We start from the raw sequence: 15,555 nt of genomic DNA, 5'->3' as shown, positions 1-15,555 counted from the left end.
AACCAAAAAGCCCCTTTTAGGGGCTTTCAAAAATAGTTACAGGAGCAGCGTCTTAACCGATCAATCATTCCTCCGTTTTCAAGCTACTCAAATATTCTATCAAATCGCGTAGTTCACGCTTGCTGATTATTTTGCCCATGGCTGGCATGGCCGACGGTAAATTTCGCCTGCTCTGAATGCGTGAGTGCGCTACTTCAAGCGGTTCGGCATCCGAAGTTCGTAGAATAAGACCTTCTTCGTTTTCGGCTTCCAACAGTCCTGTGACTTCTTGACCGTTGGTCAAGGTCAAGGTTACGCTACCGTATCCCGGGGCAATTCGTTTTGATGGTTCTATCAAAGCTTCCAAAATCTGTTCCCGTGAAAGCATGTTGCCCATATTGTCCATGGGTGGGCCTACTTTACCACCAGAACCATTTAGGGCATGACAACGTACACATTGGGCAGTTGGATTGCTCACAAAAACAGTTTGCCCATCCCACCAACTACCGCCATAAAGCGTTTCGGTATAAGCACCGGAGCCATAGCCTTGATTTTGTAGCGTTGCAAGTCGGTCTTTTAGTTTTTGTGAACCGTTGTTCGAGGCCGCTTCAATCAAATCCAGCATAACGGCTTCATCAATGCCTCCCTGGCCGGCCTGTTGCAATAAACCGGAAAGGACGGCTTCACTTTTTTCTATGGGCATTTCTGCCAAAACCTCTAACATGGCCTGTTGTTCACCAATGCCACCCCTGCTGAAAATGGGATTCACCACACTGGGCAATTCTTCTTTTGCGAGGGATAATTCACTGATCAAACCCACTGCGGTTCGTCTAACCTGTGCATTTTCGTCACCCATGCCCATGCGCATGACTTGGGCCAATTGGTCGTAACCGATAGTACCCAATGCATTCAAGGCCTCGGCCCGTGCTTGGGGCGAAGGGTGGGTGCGCATCAATTGGACCAACCGATTTTCGTGCCCTTTCAGTTGCAGGGAGGACACTAATTTTAGTGCTCCTACCAATACTTCGGGAGTATCATCATCCAAGAATTCTGACATACTCCCGCTCATTTTGTTTTGAATAGGTTCCAAGGGACGTGTTATTTCACCCAAATGGCGCCCATCAACCCGGTCCATCACCGAAGGAGCCGTCCAAGTGCTCAAGGCAGCCAAAGCTTCACCCCGTAACACGGAAGGAACATTTTCATTCTTGGCATAATTGATTAGGGCATCCAACTGCTTTTCACCTCCCACCCGAAGCGCAGCGTTGATGGCACGACGCATAAGTGGTTCTGAACTGAATTTTGGATTTTCCAAAAGCGTTGCCAAATCTGGAAGGGCTTTTTCAATGCCTTTATCATCATTGATGGCACGGGCAGCTTCGGTAACGAGATATTCATCCGTATCTTTCAAGAAAACGGCTACTTCTGGACGTTTCATTCGACGTAAGGCCAAAACCGCAGCAATTTTCAGGGAACGGTTTTCACTTTTTGCCAAATCGACCAAGGGTTCAAACTGCCCAATTCTTGATAGGGCCAGCACCCCGGCATGACGGAGGTAAACATCTTCATCGGCATTTTCCCCCAACATATCCAATAGGGGTTGCACGGCATTTTGTTCTTTGATTCGTCCTAAGGCCTGTGCTGCAAAAAATTGGATTCTAGGGCTTTCGGATTTGAGCAGTGCCACCATTTTTTGACTGGCATCCTTATAGCGCAAATCTCCCAAGACCTTTAAACTTTGGGCGACAATCTCCGGGTCTTCGTCGTTCAAAAGTCCGACCAAAATTTCCGCTTTATCAATACCTTTTGCTGCCTGTTGACCAATGCCCCAAATGGCATGGATGCGTGCCAGTTGATGGTCATCTTCCTCGGCAACCTGTTTTAACCTCCGATACCCCCAAAAGGTGCTTTTTGCCAATTGAAATTGCGCTTTTTGACGGATACGCATATCAGGATACCGTAATAAATTGACCAGTTCATCATTGTCCAACTCCTCAAAATCCGTGGTCATCCATTTTTGGGTTTCCGCCCGTTGTTCGGCCAAATCGTTTTCTGAATCGGTTACATCCAGTTTCCAGACACGACCCGAATTTTTGGTGCCCCAGCCATTCATCCAATCGGCAACATAAAGCGCACCATCAGGTCCAAATTTGATGGCTGTGGGCAAAATGCCACTTAGCATGTCCACTTCGGAATTGAGTTCAAAAGAAGCGCCTTTTGGTTTCAAATCGAAGGACCAGATATGGGAAAGCGCAGGGTCGCCCACAAACTCGACCAAGAAGAATTTGTCCACCCAGTCTGAACCTAAAGCTGTTCCGGGATTAAAAACCATTCCCGTTGGGCCATTGTGATAATTCATAATGGGAGGGATGATATGCGCAGCTTGGCCTTCCCATCGAGGCAAATAGAACTTTTCATCCATCCAGACTTTGTATCCGTTGTTTTTGGGGTCGGTATACTTGCCGTATTGCCAGTTGGAGCGCCACCCTGCATCGGAGCCTTCCACAATATGCACCAAGCGTTCACTTTCCCCACGGTGGTCACCATCATTATCGGAAGAAATAATATTGCCATACTTGTCAAAAACAAATTCGTGGGTATTCCGTAGGCCATGGGCAAACACCTCAAAATCTGACCCATCTGGATTGCTGCGCACGATCACACCTTGGTTGGGATACGGATACCGATTCCCTTTTTTATCGGTAATACTGGCCCCAATGTCGCCAATGCCCCAATAGAGTTTGCCATCGGGACCCATGATCGCACCCGACATTCCGTGACCACTAAAACCAATATGGACGCCAAAGCCTGTGGCCAAAGCGGTTTTGGTATCAAAAACTTCGTCACCGTTGGTATCCTCCATGCGCCACATGTCTGGTGCAACACCCACAAAAAGTGTTTCGTCATCAATCAACAGCGCATTGGTAACATCGGTTTCCACATCATGAAAATCGTGTACCACCCGGGTCGCTTTTTCAGCAACACCGTTGTTGTCTGCATCTTCCAATCGCCACACTTCTTCCTCTTCCACGGCTAAATCCATCCAATCGTGGCTACCATCAGCATTTAAGTCCTGTAACCACGAATTCTCCTCACTTTTTTCCGGTGCAAAGGTTTCGTGCAAAAAATTCTTTCTATCGGTCACAGTTTCAAAACTGTTGGAGGCGGTCATCCAATGCCGATACCCACGGATATCAAACTCCGAATTTTTTTGACGGTTGGTACGGGTGAAAAAAATACGACCTTGGGCATCAATATCCATGGCAATGGGATCTGGGGCAAGCGTATCGGGAGCCCAAAGGCTAAGCTGAAGGCCATCTGCCAGTTGGATTGAGCCCATATTTTTGGCTTCCGCAACTTTTTCATTAAGGTATGTAGAGTCCAACGCAATAACAACTGGGGTCTCAATAGGTTTTAGGGGTTCCTTTTTACAGGAAAAAACAGTGAGCAGCCCAAGGAGCATGCCCACATTTAAAAGTTTAGTGTGCCTCATTTTTTCGGTTTGGTGCGTTTGGCGCGAAAAAGGTATAAAAAATGGTGTAATCCTCACACCTTAATTTCCAAGTATTTGTTGATGGTAAGTATGGTTGTGATTTTATGATTGGAAAAATTGTCCGCCAAAAAAGAGCACTTGAATAGGGGCTTTTGCCTGTCATTGAGCGGAGGAAGAGGAATTGCCTAATGCATTTTGCAGATGCCAACATCCTGAAACAAAAAAACCGCTAGAGCCAGACTCTGCGGTTTTTTATTCCAAGCTGTGTGCTTGGTTGCGGAGGAAGAGGGATTCGAACCCCCGGAGGTGTGACCCTCAACAGTTTTCAAGACTGCCGCATTCGACCACTCTGCCATTCCTCCAATTTGCGGGCTTGCCCGCCGAAGCCTTTTGCGTAGGCGGGTGCAAATATATAAAGCTTTTTTGGTTCTGTAAAAGTTTATAAACTTTAAATTTTTCATTCCAAAGTTTCTAAAATTACCTAGTACTTTTACGGCAATGGAAGAATGGTATCACTATCCGCTTTTGGTGGTTGTAGGTTTTGCGGTAGGCTTCATTAACACCGTGGCGGGGGGCGGTTCCCTGCTATCCTTACCGACCCTTATTTTTTTGGGATTGCCCGCGCCAGTGGCCAACGGAACCAATCGGGTGGCCATTGTTATTCAGACAGCCTTGGCTACGGCAGGTTTTAAAAGTAAGGGTATTTCCACCTATCCGTTCAATGTGTATTTGGGGATTTCCGCTTTTTTCGGCTCCATTTTGGGTGCTTATATTGCGATTGATGTCAAAGGGGAGACTTTTAATAGGATTCTGGCCATAATCATGGTGATGGTGGTATTGATCATTATTTTTAAGCCCAAGATGCGGTTGGAGGAGATGCAGGAACGACTCACTGGAAAATACTTGTGGTTGAGTATTGTGGCTTTTTTCTTTTTCGGGATTTACGGTGGGTTTATCAATGCCGGGCTGGGCTTTTTAATGATGCTGTTCATGCATTTTGTCAATCGGATGAATTTGGTTCGGGTGAATGCCACCAAGGTGGCCGTGGTCTTTATTTACATGCTCTCCGCATTGGCCGTATTTGCTTTTAATGATAAGGTCAATTGGAAATTGGGCTTTATCTTGGCCATCGGCAATGGCACAGGAGCTTGGGTGGCCAGTCGGTTTTCGGTAAAAAAGGGCGATGGGTTCATCAAGACCTTTTTGATTGTGGCCGTGATTGTGATGGCGATAAAATTGTGGTTTTTTTAAAATTTAAATAATAGGAAATGCCGGGTTTTGAACTTTTTGGAGATAAAGAACGCAAACAGGTACAGGATGTGCTCGATTCTGGTGTGTTGATGCGCTACGGATTTGATGGAATGCGCAACGGACATTGGAAGGCGAAGGAACTTGAAGCAGCTTTGGCACAACGGATGCAGGCCCAACACGTTCATTTGGTGAGCAGTGGTACTGCCGCGCTGACCGTGGCCTTGGCCAGTGCCGGAGTAGGGGCGGGGGATGAGGTCATTATGCCCACCTTCACCTTTGTGGCCAGTTTTGAGTCCATTTTGGCACTGGGTGCCATTCCGGTTTTGGTAGATGTTGACGATACCTTGACTTTGGACCCTGACGCAGTGGAAAAGGCCATCACTCCCAACACCAAGGTGGTGATGCCCGTGCACATGTGCGGTTCCATGGCAAATTTGGATGCGCTTCAAAGTCTATGTCAAAAATATGGGCTGTTGCTTGTGGAAGATGCTTGTCAGGCTATTGGAGGTAGCTATCACGGAAAACCTTTGGGCAGTATCGGGGATTTGGGCTGTTTTTCTTTCGATTATGTAAAGACCATTACCTGTGGGGAAGGCGGTGCCGTAATCACCAATACCGAGGCCTATTACCAAAATGCCCATAAATATGCAGATCATGGCCACGACCATATCGGAACGGATAGGGGAGCAGAGCAGCATCCATTTTTGGGGTATAATTTTCGTATTTCTGAATTGAATGCCGCTGTGGGCTTGGCCCAGCTTTCCCGACTGGACGAATTTATCGCCCTACAAAAAAGAAACTATACGATATTGCGGGAAGCGCTGTCCAGCATTCCCGAAGTAGTTTTTAGAAGGGTTCCTGAGGGAGGGGAGGAAAATTATTCCTTTTTGAGTTTTTTCCTTCCTTCGGAAGAAGTGGCCCAAAAAGCACATCAGGCTTTGGGAGCCAAGGGAGTGGATGCCTGCTTCTATTGGTACAACAACAATTGGCATTATTATCGGAAATGGGAGCATTTGACCAACCAAAAATCCTTGGGCAAGCTACCAAAAGATGTAAAAGAGTCTTTGCCCGACTACAGCAAGGCTGATTTTTCCGCATCTGACCTTTGGGTAGGCAGAAATATTTCCTGTTTGATAAAATTGGGTTGGACTGAGGCTGAAATGAAGAAAAGAGCCAAAACAATGTTGGAAGTTATCCAATCATCCATGTAAATAGGCTTGACACGCCTGCCTGCCGAAGGCAGGAATTACACCAATTTGCACAAATGGTCTTGAGTCTTTTTTCTAACATCTAATAATTCACATACTCCACAATCTCCAAACCATAGCCCACCATTCCCACGCGGCGGGTCTGTCCTGAGTTGGACAACAACCGAATCTTGGAAATGTTCAAATCGTGAAGGATTTGCGCTCCAATACCAAAATCTTTGGTGTCCATATCAATTTTAGGTGCTTTGTCAATGCCTTGGGCCTGCAATTTTTTAAACTCGGCCAGGCGGCTCAACAAATTCATGGATTGATTGTCCTGGTTGATAAAGATCATGGCGCCTTTTTCTTCAGAATTCAACACATTGAACATGCGTTGCAACGCCTCATCAGGATTGTTGGTCAAGGTGCCCAACATATCGTTGTTCACCAAAGTGGAATTAATACGGGTGAGAACCGGCTCCCCCAATTTCCAGTTCCCTTTTACCAAGGCAATGTGCACTTGATTGTTGGTGGTCTGCTGGTAAGCACGCAGTCGAAACTCCCCAAAACGGGTTTTCATGCTAAAGGATTCCTTGAGTTCAATAAGGCTGTCGTGCTCCATACGATAGGCAATCAAATCCTCGATGGACACAATTTTCAGGTCGAACTTTTTGGCCACTTCCATTAATTGGGGCAATCGGGCCATACTGCCATCTTCGTTCATGATTTCCACAATGACCCCTGCAGGTTCCAATCCGGCCAAACGGGCAAAATCTATGGCGGCCTCGGTATGACCTGTACGGCGCAATACACCACCTTCTTTGGCGATTAACGGAAAAATATGCCCTGGTCGGGCCAGTTCATGGGGTTTTGTAGCCAAATCGGTCAGTGCCAGAACTGTTTTGGCCCTATCCGCTGCTGAAATTCCTGTGGTTACCCCATTTCCCCTTAAATCCACCGATACGGTGAAAGCGGTTTCCAGAGGGTCGGAATTATGTGTCACCATTTTGTGGAGTCCGAGTTCTTTACATCTACCTTCGGTAAGGGGGGCACAGATAAGCCCACGCCCATGGGTGGCCATAAAGTTTACGGTCTCTGGGGTAATGAGTTCCGCTGCGGCTAAAAAATCGCCTTCGTTTTCCCGGTTTTCATCATCCACCACAATAATGACCTTGCCTTGACGGATGTCCTCAATGGCTTCTTCTATGGCGTTCAATTTTATTTTCTTGTCTTTAGCAATCATTATCTCACTCTTCAGAATCTTCGTCTTTCTTTTTAAACAGGGATTTTATGCGGTCAAAAATATTTCCAAATCCGAACAACCCTCTATCCGCAGTGGCCCTTCGGGTTAGGGATATGCCCAAGGGCAGCATGATCAAGGTAGAGAGCCAAGCCCCAATTGCTGGATGGATGTTCCCTTCCTTGGCATAGTTTCCGGCAAAAACCCCAATAAAATAATAGGTCAAAAATAAGACAATGGCAATCACCATGGGCAAACCAAGACCTCCTTTTCTTATAATGGCACCCAACGGGGCCCCCACGAAGAAGAGGATGATACAGGAAAACGCCAGTGCATATTTGTTGTGTAACGAAAGAATGTGGCTGTTGTAGAACTTGTACCGTTTTTGGAGTTCGTCCTTTTTTGCAATCACCGTATTTAAAATGCCCGAAACCGAATTTTTGGCATTGTTTATAACTTGAAGCCTTTGCCATTCTTGAAGACTGCCCAAAAAATCATCAATGTCCTTAATGGAATCAGTCCTTACTTCTGTCTTGGCTATATTTATGGGTTGTATGCTGTCTTTTTTAAGTTTTTTTAGGGGGAAGGCACCCATGCGGTTTACAATATTTTTGGAAAAGGCTTCCACTTTTTCAAGGTTGTTTTTGCCCAAAGAATCGATATCCTTGATCAAGCGTCCCACATTTTTCATTTTATCGGTGGTGATGTTCCCATCTTCCTCCAAATCTTGATCATTGAGTTCAGAGATATCAATGTTGATGGTATAGGTCTCAAATTCAGATTTTGCAAAGGGATGTTTCCTTCTTTCTTCGCTGTCCTTAGGTCTTAATTCTTCATAATAATGGCCGTCTTTGAGCACCAATTGAATAATATCGGATGCTTCACTGCTGATCAATTCCCCAGAGTTGGCCTTAATGACCGTGCTGTTGACATTTTGGTCCGTTTTTTTATGGATGATCACATTGTCCAAGAAACGGTCTTGTTCCCCATATTTTTTGTCCACTTTAATGTTCATTCCATCCCCAGTGCCTTCAAAATCGCTGAAAACCCCTTCGGTGATGGCAGCTGCTGGCTTTACCTTGGCAATGTTTCGCCTAAGGTTGAACATTTTCTGTTCGGACTTTGGGATAACGGTATTGGCAAAGAAAAAAGTGACCACTCCCAAAAAAAGCACAAAGACTATCAAGCTTCGCATCCCCCTTTGCAAGGAGATTCCCGAAGCTTTCATGGCAGCAAACTCATAATTTTCCGCAAAGGTCCCAAAAGTAAGGATGGAGGATAGCAATACGGTCAGTGGGAGCACCTTATCCACAAGGGTGGGAATAAAGTAGAAGAGGAATTTTCCAATGATGACAATACCAAGACCTTTTCCAGCCAAATCATCAATGAACAGCCATATTCCCTGAAAGATGAATATGACGATCAAAATGAAAAATGAACTGAAGAAATTATATAAAAATCTTCTTAGTATATACTGGTCAAGTATCTTCAACGCCTAATTTCTTGTGATGTAATACCCTTTGTCCTCGTATTTTTTCTCGTCAAAGGTAAACAGTGTGCTCGAAAGTGGCTGATTGGTTTTGAAAGAATTAACGGTAAGGGTGGTCTTGGTGCCATTGATCCCGGTCTGAATGAGCTTGTAAATGTGCTTGGTCTCGGTATCGATCCCCAAAAGCACCGATTTGATTTCTGTATTGGAATCTATGGGAATCAATTTGACATATTGAATTTTTCTGCCATCCACATTTTGAAGAATGTCCCACTGATAATTGTGCCCCGTTTTATAAAACGTCAACATTTTTGACGGGCTCACATTGTCATTGTCCTCGTTGACATCCTCTATGGTGACTTCCTCATTCTCGGGAACAATGGTGTATACCTTATTCCCATCAAAGAGTTGTTGGGCACCCAAATAATTGAGAAAATATTTTTCACCATCCAAGGTTACATTGCCATTGGTCTCTTGTTTCAGGTCGGCCTCTGTGTTTTCCAAAGTGGACCTGAAGTCAATATAAATATTGTCGTAGCTTTTTACTTTGTTGTACACTTCATCCAACAATGCTTTGGCCTTGTCTGAGTTCTGTCCGAACGAAAAAAGCCCGGCCGTTAAAAATCCGATTAAAAGAATATGTTTTTTGATCATGGTTTTATTTTGATTCATTTTCTAAAAGTTGTTCCAAAGAATAGATGTCCGGCACCAAAACCTGCCGGGCCTTACTGCCTTCAAAAGGGCCAACAATCCCAGCGGCCTCCAATTGATCTATGATCCTACCGGCCCTGTTGTATCCCAATTTTAATTTTCGTTGGATCAAAGAGGCGGAACCTTGTTGGGCCGTTACGATCACTTCTGCGGCCTCACGGAACATGGCATCCCTGTCCGCGATATCATTATCAAGACTTGTGCCAGATTCCTCACCTACATACTCCGGTAGCAGGTGTGCATCTGGGTAGGCCCGTTGCGAACCAACATAATCGGTGATTTTGGCCACTTCAGGGGTGTCCACAAAGGCGCACTGGAGCCTGGTAACATCGTTTCCTTGGGTGTAGAGCATATCCCCGCGACCAATGAGCTGATCGGCACCTTGGGCGTCCAAAATGGTTCTGGAATCTATTTTTGAGGTTACCCGAAACGCAATCCGGGCTGGGAAATTGGCCTTGATGATTCCCGTGATCACATTTACCGAAGGCCGTTGCGTAGCAATGATCAAATGTATTCCGATGGCACGGGCCAATTGTGCCAATCTGGCAATAGGGGTCTCCACTTCCTTGCCCGCCGTCATGATGAGGTCTGCAAACTCATCAATCACCAAAACAATGTAAGGGAGGAATTTATGCCCATCATTGGGGTTCAACTTTCTCGCCTTGAACTTGATGTTGTATTCCTTAATGTTTCGGACCATGGCCGTTTTCAGCAGCTCATACCGATTGTCCATCTCAATACACAATGAATTCAAGGTGTTGATGACCTTGGTGTTATCCGTGATAATGGCGTCATCAGAATCTGGAAGCTTGGCCAAGAAATGCCGTTCAATTTTGTTGTAGAGCGTCAGTTCCACTTTTTTGGGATCCACCAGAACAAACTTCACCTCGGCGGGATGCTTTTTATAGAGCAGCGAAGTGATCACCGCGTTCAATCCAACCGATTTCCCCTGGCCCGTGGCCCCCGCCATGAGCAAGTGGGGCATTTTGGCCAAATCCACCACAAAAGTTTCGTTACTGATGGTCTTGCCAAAGGCAATGGGAAGTTCCATCTCGGCTTTTTGGAATTTGTTCGATGCAATCACCGAACGCATGGAAACTGTAGTGGCGTTTTTGTTGGGTACTTCAATACCAATGGTTCCTTTTCCTGGGATAGGGGCAATGATACGAATGCCCAAAGCCGCCAAGGAAAGGGCAATGTCGTCCTCCAAATTTTTGATTTTGGAAATACGGATGCCCGCCTCGGGAACAATTTCGTAGAGCGTAACGGTAGGACCGATGGTGGCCTTGATCTGTGCAATGCCGATTTTGTAGTTCTTGAGGGTACTGACAATCCGGTTTTTGTTTTCTTCCAGTTCTTCTTGGTTGATGGTGATGCCTCCTGAAGCGCCATGGGCGTCCAACAGGTCCAATGGAGGGAATTTGTAGTTCCCCAGTTCCAACTTGGGGTCGAACTCGCCAAAATCCTTGACCAGTTTTTCGGATTTGATATCGCTTTCCTCTTTTTCCTCTTCAATCTTTTCCACTTCCAAATCAATATCCACTTCGTCTTCTTCGGGAAGGTTCACATCCAGCCCTGCCTCACTTTTAAGGGGTGGAATGTCTTTTTTGTGCGTGTAGGTGTCCACTTTTATGGGAGTATCATCATCAGTGCCCAGGTCAAGACTGTGCTCTTCGGATTCATCAACTTCACCGGAAACGGATTCGTTTTTTTCAAAGTCGGACTTAATTTGTTGCCGTTGCTTTCTGAAGAAATTGGCAACGCCTTCCGGAGTAAAGTTGAACAAGCGCACCAAGATGACCATCAATACAAACACCAGAAGAAGAAATACCCCGATCTTTCCGGTATAATCCTGAAGGAAATCGTTCATTTCATAGCCGATAAGTCCACCCAACAGCGGCTGGTCTATGGCAAAGAATCCCAAGGCCACAGAAATCCAAATGACCCCGACCAAGCCCCAAATCCATTTTCCGATAAGCCCCTTACCGCTCAAGCCCAGAAACAAATAGAGTCCTGTAACCGCAAATAATACTGGAAAGGCAAAAGAGGCCAATCCAAATCCCCGGTACATAAAAAAATGGCTTACACTGGCACCAAACTTGTTCAACAGGTTGCTGGCTTCGGCATTTCTATTGGCAAACTCGGACAGCAAACTTTGGTCTGCCTGCCACGTAAAATAATAGGACATGAAGGAAAAGAACAGCGCAATGCTGAGAACGATGAGCAAACTACCAAAGATAATCTTGTTTTGCTTGGAGGGTTTCAGGGAAACCTTCTTTTTGGCAGCAGTAGGTTTGGATTTAGATTTTGTCCTTTTTTTTGCCATTAATCATGGTTTAATGCGGGGCTAATTTACAAATTTACGGTGCTACAATTCACCTTGGATGCTTCTTATAGCAATTTGGGCATGTAGATGATGAGTCCAATGATGCTTGCCACAATGGACACTATCATAACGGCTCCCGCTGAAATATCTTTTATCAAACCAATTTTGGGGTCGTTTTTAGGTTGAATGTAGTCCGATAATTTCTCAATGGCCGTGTTGACGCCTTCAATGCCCATCACCAATCCAATGGCAAAGAGCTGAAGAATCCATTCGGTGCTTGAAATTTGAAAATAAAACCCAGCAGCGGTTACCACAAGGGCTATGAAAAATTGGATTTTTATGCTGGGCTCTGTCCGCAGGAGCAAAATCATGCCCCTCAGTGCGAAACCCACACTACGAATCCTATTCTTCAAAAACGATTCCCTAGGCATCCATCAATGCTTCAAGCGCAGCTTTGTAGTTGGGCTCATCCACCGTTTCAGGAACTTGTTCGGAATAGATCACCTCCCCATTTTCGTTCAGGACCACAACGGAGCGTGACAACAAACCTTCCAAAGGCCCATCTGTAAAGGTTACATTATATGCTTTTCCGAAGTTACCATCCCTGAAATCGGATAGGGTTTCCACTTTATCGATTCCTTCTGCACCACAAAAACGGGCCTGGGCAAAAGGAAGGTCCTTGGAGATGCACAAAATGGTGGTATTTTCAAGTTCAGCTGCCTCTTGATTGAATTGGCGAACGGATTGCGCACAGGTTCCCGTGTCAATACTGGGGAAAATGTTCAAAACCACTTTCCGGCCCTTATAATCTGCAAGTGAGGTTGCGGAAAGGTCATTTTTGGTCAATGTAAAATCGGGAGCTTTGGCACCATTTTTTGGAAGGTTGCCAAGTGTATGTATTTCGTTTCCTTTTAAGGTAACAGTTGCCATAGTTGAATATTTTGGTTCAAGCCCAAAAATACTTAAAAAAACCGTCTTGTAAATCCTATTGGAAAGGTTCTTTGGAAAAATTGTATTGGCATTGTTTAGGATGCTTTGCTAGTTGCCAACATCTTTATTTTGATTTTGAGTGCCGCAAAGAGCAAGGTCATAAATGGACTCAACCAATTGAAAACGGCATACAACGCATATTCCCCAACACCTACTCCCAGCACACTGCTGTGGTAGGCACCACAGGTGTTCCATGGAACAAGCACCGATGTTACGGTACCCGAGTCTTCCAATGTTCTACTTAAATTCTCGGGGGCCAATCCACGTTCCTCGTAGGCTTTGGAGAACATTTTTCCGGGAACCACAATGGCCAAATATTGGTCGGATGCGGTTACGTTGAGTGCCAAACAACTCCCCACGGTACTGGCAAAAAGTCCAAAAGTGGTCTTGGCCATTTTTAACAGGGACTCCGTGATGCGTTCCAAGGCACCAATGCCGTCCATCACCCCACCAAAGACCATGGCGCATATAATGAGCCAGATGGTGCCCAACATGCCGGCCATGCCACCGGAGGAAAATAAATCGTTCAAGGCCGGGTCATCCGTAGCAATGGAAGTGTCCACGGTGATGGCATTCAAAATACCTTTATAACCCGATTCCAAGTTCAAACCTGCACCACCACCTATGGTGGCGACAATATCGGGTTGAAAAATCAGTGCAAAAAGCCCCCCCAATAATGTTCCGACCAACAAAGCCAGTAAGGGCGGGGCTTTTTTTACGATCAAAAAGATTACAACTACGGGAACGATAAAAAGCCAGCCACTGACATTAAAAGTGCCCTTGATGTTTTCCAAGATGGAACCGGTATCGGCAACGCCAGTTGTATCTATAGTGAATCCCAGTATAATAAAGACAATAAGGGTGACCGCTATGGTCGGAACTGTGGTCAGGGTCATGTATTTAATATGGGAAAACAATTCTCCGCCTGCCATGGCAGGGGCCAGGTTGGTGGTGTCGCTCAACGGCGACATCTTATCTCCAAAATAAGCTCCAGAGAGCACCGCACCTGCGGTCATGCCCAAAGAGATCCCCAAAGCATCTCCAATACCAATTAGGGCTATTCCCACCGTTGCAGCAGTGGTCCAACTACTTCCTGTAGCCACTGAAATAATGGCGCAAATAACAACACAGGCCGCCAAAAATATGGTAGGATTCAATATTTGAAGCCCATAATAGATCATGGCGGGAATGATTCCACTGACCAACCACGTACCTGAAAGCGCACCGACCATCAACAAAATGAGCAAAGCTCCCGTGGTGGAACGGACATTCTCGGCCACTTCTGCAATCATCTGTTCATAGGAGACCTTGTTAAAAAAACCAACGATGGCGGCAACGGCACCACCCAAAAGCAAAATGAACTGGTTGGAACCACTGAGGGCGTCATCACCAAAAACAAAGACATTATAGGCCAGCATGGCCACAAGGGCAAACACGGGAATAAGGGCTTCCCAAATGCTGAGTTCTTTATTTTCTACAATATGTTCATTTTCCCTATGCTTTGGTTTTTCATTTTGGTTTGGCATGTGGTCTGAGTTTGTTAAGAGGTAATATTACGATTTTGAACCTTGTTCTCCAAACAGCAAATCGCCTCCCGTTAAGCCATCGTAGGATTGTTTGCTATAATTCCCAAAGCATCCATGCATTTGCGCATGGCCAAGTAGGTTTTGTGGATATCGTTATCCAGGCCAATCGAAAACCGAATCAAGCCTTCCGTTAATCCAAGTTCTTTTTGTTCTTCCAAAGGAATTTCCGAGGAGGTGGAAGTACCCGATGCGCTAAAAAGGGTCTTGTAAAATCCAAGGCTAACGGCCAAATAGCCCAATTTCTCCTTTTGCATCATTTCCATCAATGCATTGGCCTTGTCCAAGGAACCAACATCCAAAGTGAGCAGTCCGCCGAACCCGTATTCTGGATTCATTTGGGCTTTCATGGTTTGGTGGCCAGGGTGACTTTCCAATCCGGGATACACTACTTTGAGTCCGTCCTTTTCAAATTGTTTGGCTAGATAGTGTGCATTTTCACTGTGTTTTTTAATACGGATGTGGAGTGTGCGCATATTTTTGAGAATGGAAGCCGCCCGCAAACTATCCAAGGTACTGCCCAAGAGCATTCCGGCACCATCGTTTACGTCTTTGAGACTAAGGCAAAAATCTGTTGAAGCGCATACGGCTCCGGCCACACAATCACTGCTTCCGTTGATGAACTTGGTAAGGCTGTGCACCACAATATCGGCACCCAGCTTTGCGGCATTGATGTTCAATGGGGAGAAGGTGTTGTCCACCACCAAAGGAATACCATGTTTTTTGGCCAGTTTGGAAAGGGCTTGGATGTCGGCCACTTCCAACAAGGGGTTGCTGATGGCTTCGCAATAAATCATTTTGGTATTTGGGGTGATGGATGTTTCAACAGTGTCCAAATCGGTAATATCGATAAACGACGTGGAGATATTGAATTTTTTCATAAAGTTTTTCAGGAAGGCGTAGGTGCCGCCGTAAATGGTTCGGCTACCAACAATATGGTCACCCGAATCGCACAATTGAAAAATGACCGAGGTAATCGCGCCCATACCGCTGGCAAACACATTGGCCGATTCGGTTCCTTCCAATTGCGCCATGGCTTCACCCAAATATAGGTTGGAAGGGGAGGAGTGCCTGCTGTAGAGATAACAGCCCTCTGTGTTTCCCTCAAAGGTATCGAACATGGTCTTCGCTGAAAGAAAGGTATAGGTGGATGAGTCTGAAATAGAGGGGTTCACCCCGCCAAATTCGCCAAAATATTGTAGGTCTTGAATGTGTTCCGATGCTTTGTAGTCCATAATTGTCAGTTTTCATAAAACTATCAATACATGGTCTAAAAGTCAATTGTAATGTATATTTAAAGAATATA

General features: G+C 45.5%; 11 protein-coding genes and 1 tRNA gene. 2 read left to right on the top strand and 10 right to left on the bottom strand.

The genetic code is table 11. From position 1 onward, the window contains the following. Positions 1-64: 64 nt before the first annotated feature. Together A7D14_RS04780 and A7D14_RS04775 are read right to left on the bottom strand one after the other, a co-directional pair. Complete coding sequence (locus A7D14_RS04780) at positions 65-3,472, bottom strand: HEAT repeat domain-containing protein (protein WP_067030747.1); 3,408 nt, start codon at positions 3,470-3,472, stop codon at positions 65-67. A 277-nt stretch (positions 3,473-3,749) separates the two neighbouring features. Continuing rightward, positions 3,750-3,834 (bottom strand) — tRNA-Ser (locus A7D14_RS04775). 136 nt (positions 3,835-3,970) lie between these two features. On the opposite strand from A7D14_RS04775, the gene A7D14_RS04770 reads away from it, so the two are divergent. After that, complete coding sequence (locus tag A7D14_RS04770) at positions 3,971-4,723, top strand: sulfite exporter TauE/SafE family protein (protein ID WP_067030744.1); 753 nt, start codon at positions 3,971-3,973, stop codon at positions 4,721-4,723. A 17-nt stretch (positions 4,724-4,740) separates the two neighbouring features. After that, complete coding sequence (locus A7D14_RS04765) at positions 4,741-5,934, top strand: DegT/DnrJ/EryC1/StrS family aminotransferase (RefSeq protein ID WP_067030741.1); 1,194 nt, start codon at positions 4,741-4,743, stop codon at positions 5,932-5,934. Between the two features lie 79 nt (positions 5,935-6,013). Here the strand turns inward: A7D14_RS04765 and ribB are convergent, their stop codons facing one another. The 8 genes from ribB to A7D14_RS04725 form a co-directional block, all read right to left on the bottom strand. Beyond that, on the bottom strand, positions 6,014-7,153 hold the full coding sequence (gene ribB / locus A7D14_RS04760) for a 3,4-dihydroxy-2-butanone-4-phosphate synthase (protein WP_067030738.1): 1,140 nt from the start codon (positions 7,151-7,153) through the stop codon (positions 6,014-6,016). Positions 7,154-7,157: 4 nt separating this feature from the next. Beyond that, positions 7,158-8,573: an LptF/LptG family permease gene (locus tag A7D14_RS04755; RefSeq protein WP_067030807.1), complete on the bottom strand. Its 1,416-nt coding sequence runs from the start codon at positions 8,571-8,573 to the stop codon at positions 7,158-7,160. 72 nt (positions 8,574-8,645) lie between these two features. Beyond that, positions 8,646-9,311: a LolA family protein gene (locus A7D14_RS04750; RefSeq protein WP_409552666.1), complete on the bottom strand. Its 666-nt coding sequence runs from the start codon at positions 9,309-9,311 to the stop codon at positions 8,646-8,648. Continuing rightward, entirely contained in the window at positions 9,298-11,676 is a 2,379-nt protein-coding gene (locus A7D14_RS04745) for a DNA translocase FtsK (protein ID WP_067030735.1), read from the bottom strand. The genes A7D14_RS04750 and A7D14_RS04745 overlap by 14 nt, the downstream gene beginning before the upstream one ends. A gap of 65 nt (positions 11,677-11,741) precedes the next feature. Then, positions 11,742-12,107 carry a diacylglycerol kinase family protein gene (locus tag A7D14_RS04740; protein ID WP_067030732.1) on the bottom strand — a complete coding sequence of 122 codons (366 nt, stop codon included), beginning with the start codon at positions 12,105-12,107 and terminating at the stop codon, positions 11,742-11,744. Then, positions 12,100-12,606, bottom strand: a complete 507-nt coding sequence (tpx, locus tag A7D14_RS04735; protein ID WP_067030729.1) for a thiol peroxidase — start codon at positions 12,604-12,606, stop codon at positions 12,100-12,102. The genes A7D14_RS04740 and tpx overlap by 8 nt, the downstream gene beginning before the upstream one ends. Before the next feature lie 95 nt (positions 12,607-12,701). Then, positions 12,702-14,192 (bottom strand): Na+/H+ antiporter NhaC, encoded by a 1,491-nt coding sequence (gene nhaC, locus A7D14_RS04730; RefSeq protein WP_067030726.1) that lies wholly within the window; start codon positions 14,190-14,192, stop codon positions 12,702-12,704. 71 nt (positions 14,193-14,263) lie between these two features. Continuing rightward, on the bottom strand, positions 14,264-15,484 hold the full coding sequence (locus tag A7D14_RS04725; RefSeq protein WP_067030723.1) for an aminotransferase class I/II-fold pyridoxal phosphate-dependent enzyme: 1,221 nt from the start codon (positions 15,482-15,484) through the stop codon (positions 14,264-14,266). Between the last annotated feature and the right edge of the window lie 71 nt (positions 15,485-15,555).

The sequence above is a fragment of the Allomuricauda sp. CP2A genome (assembly GCF_001683915.1).
In the GTDB taxonomy this organism is placed as follows: domain Bacteria; phylum Bacteroidota; class Bacteroidia; order Flavobacteriales; family Flavobacteriaceae; genus Flagellimonas.
Note: the sequence above shows the minus strand (reverse complement) of the source record. Positions and strands in the feature narration are given on the sequence as shown.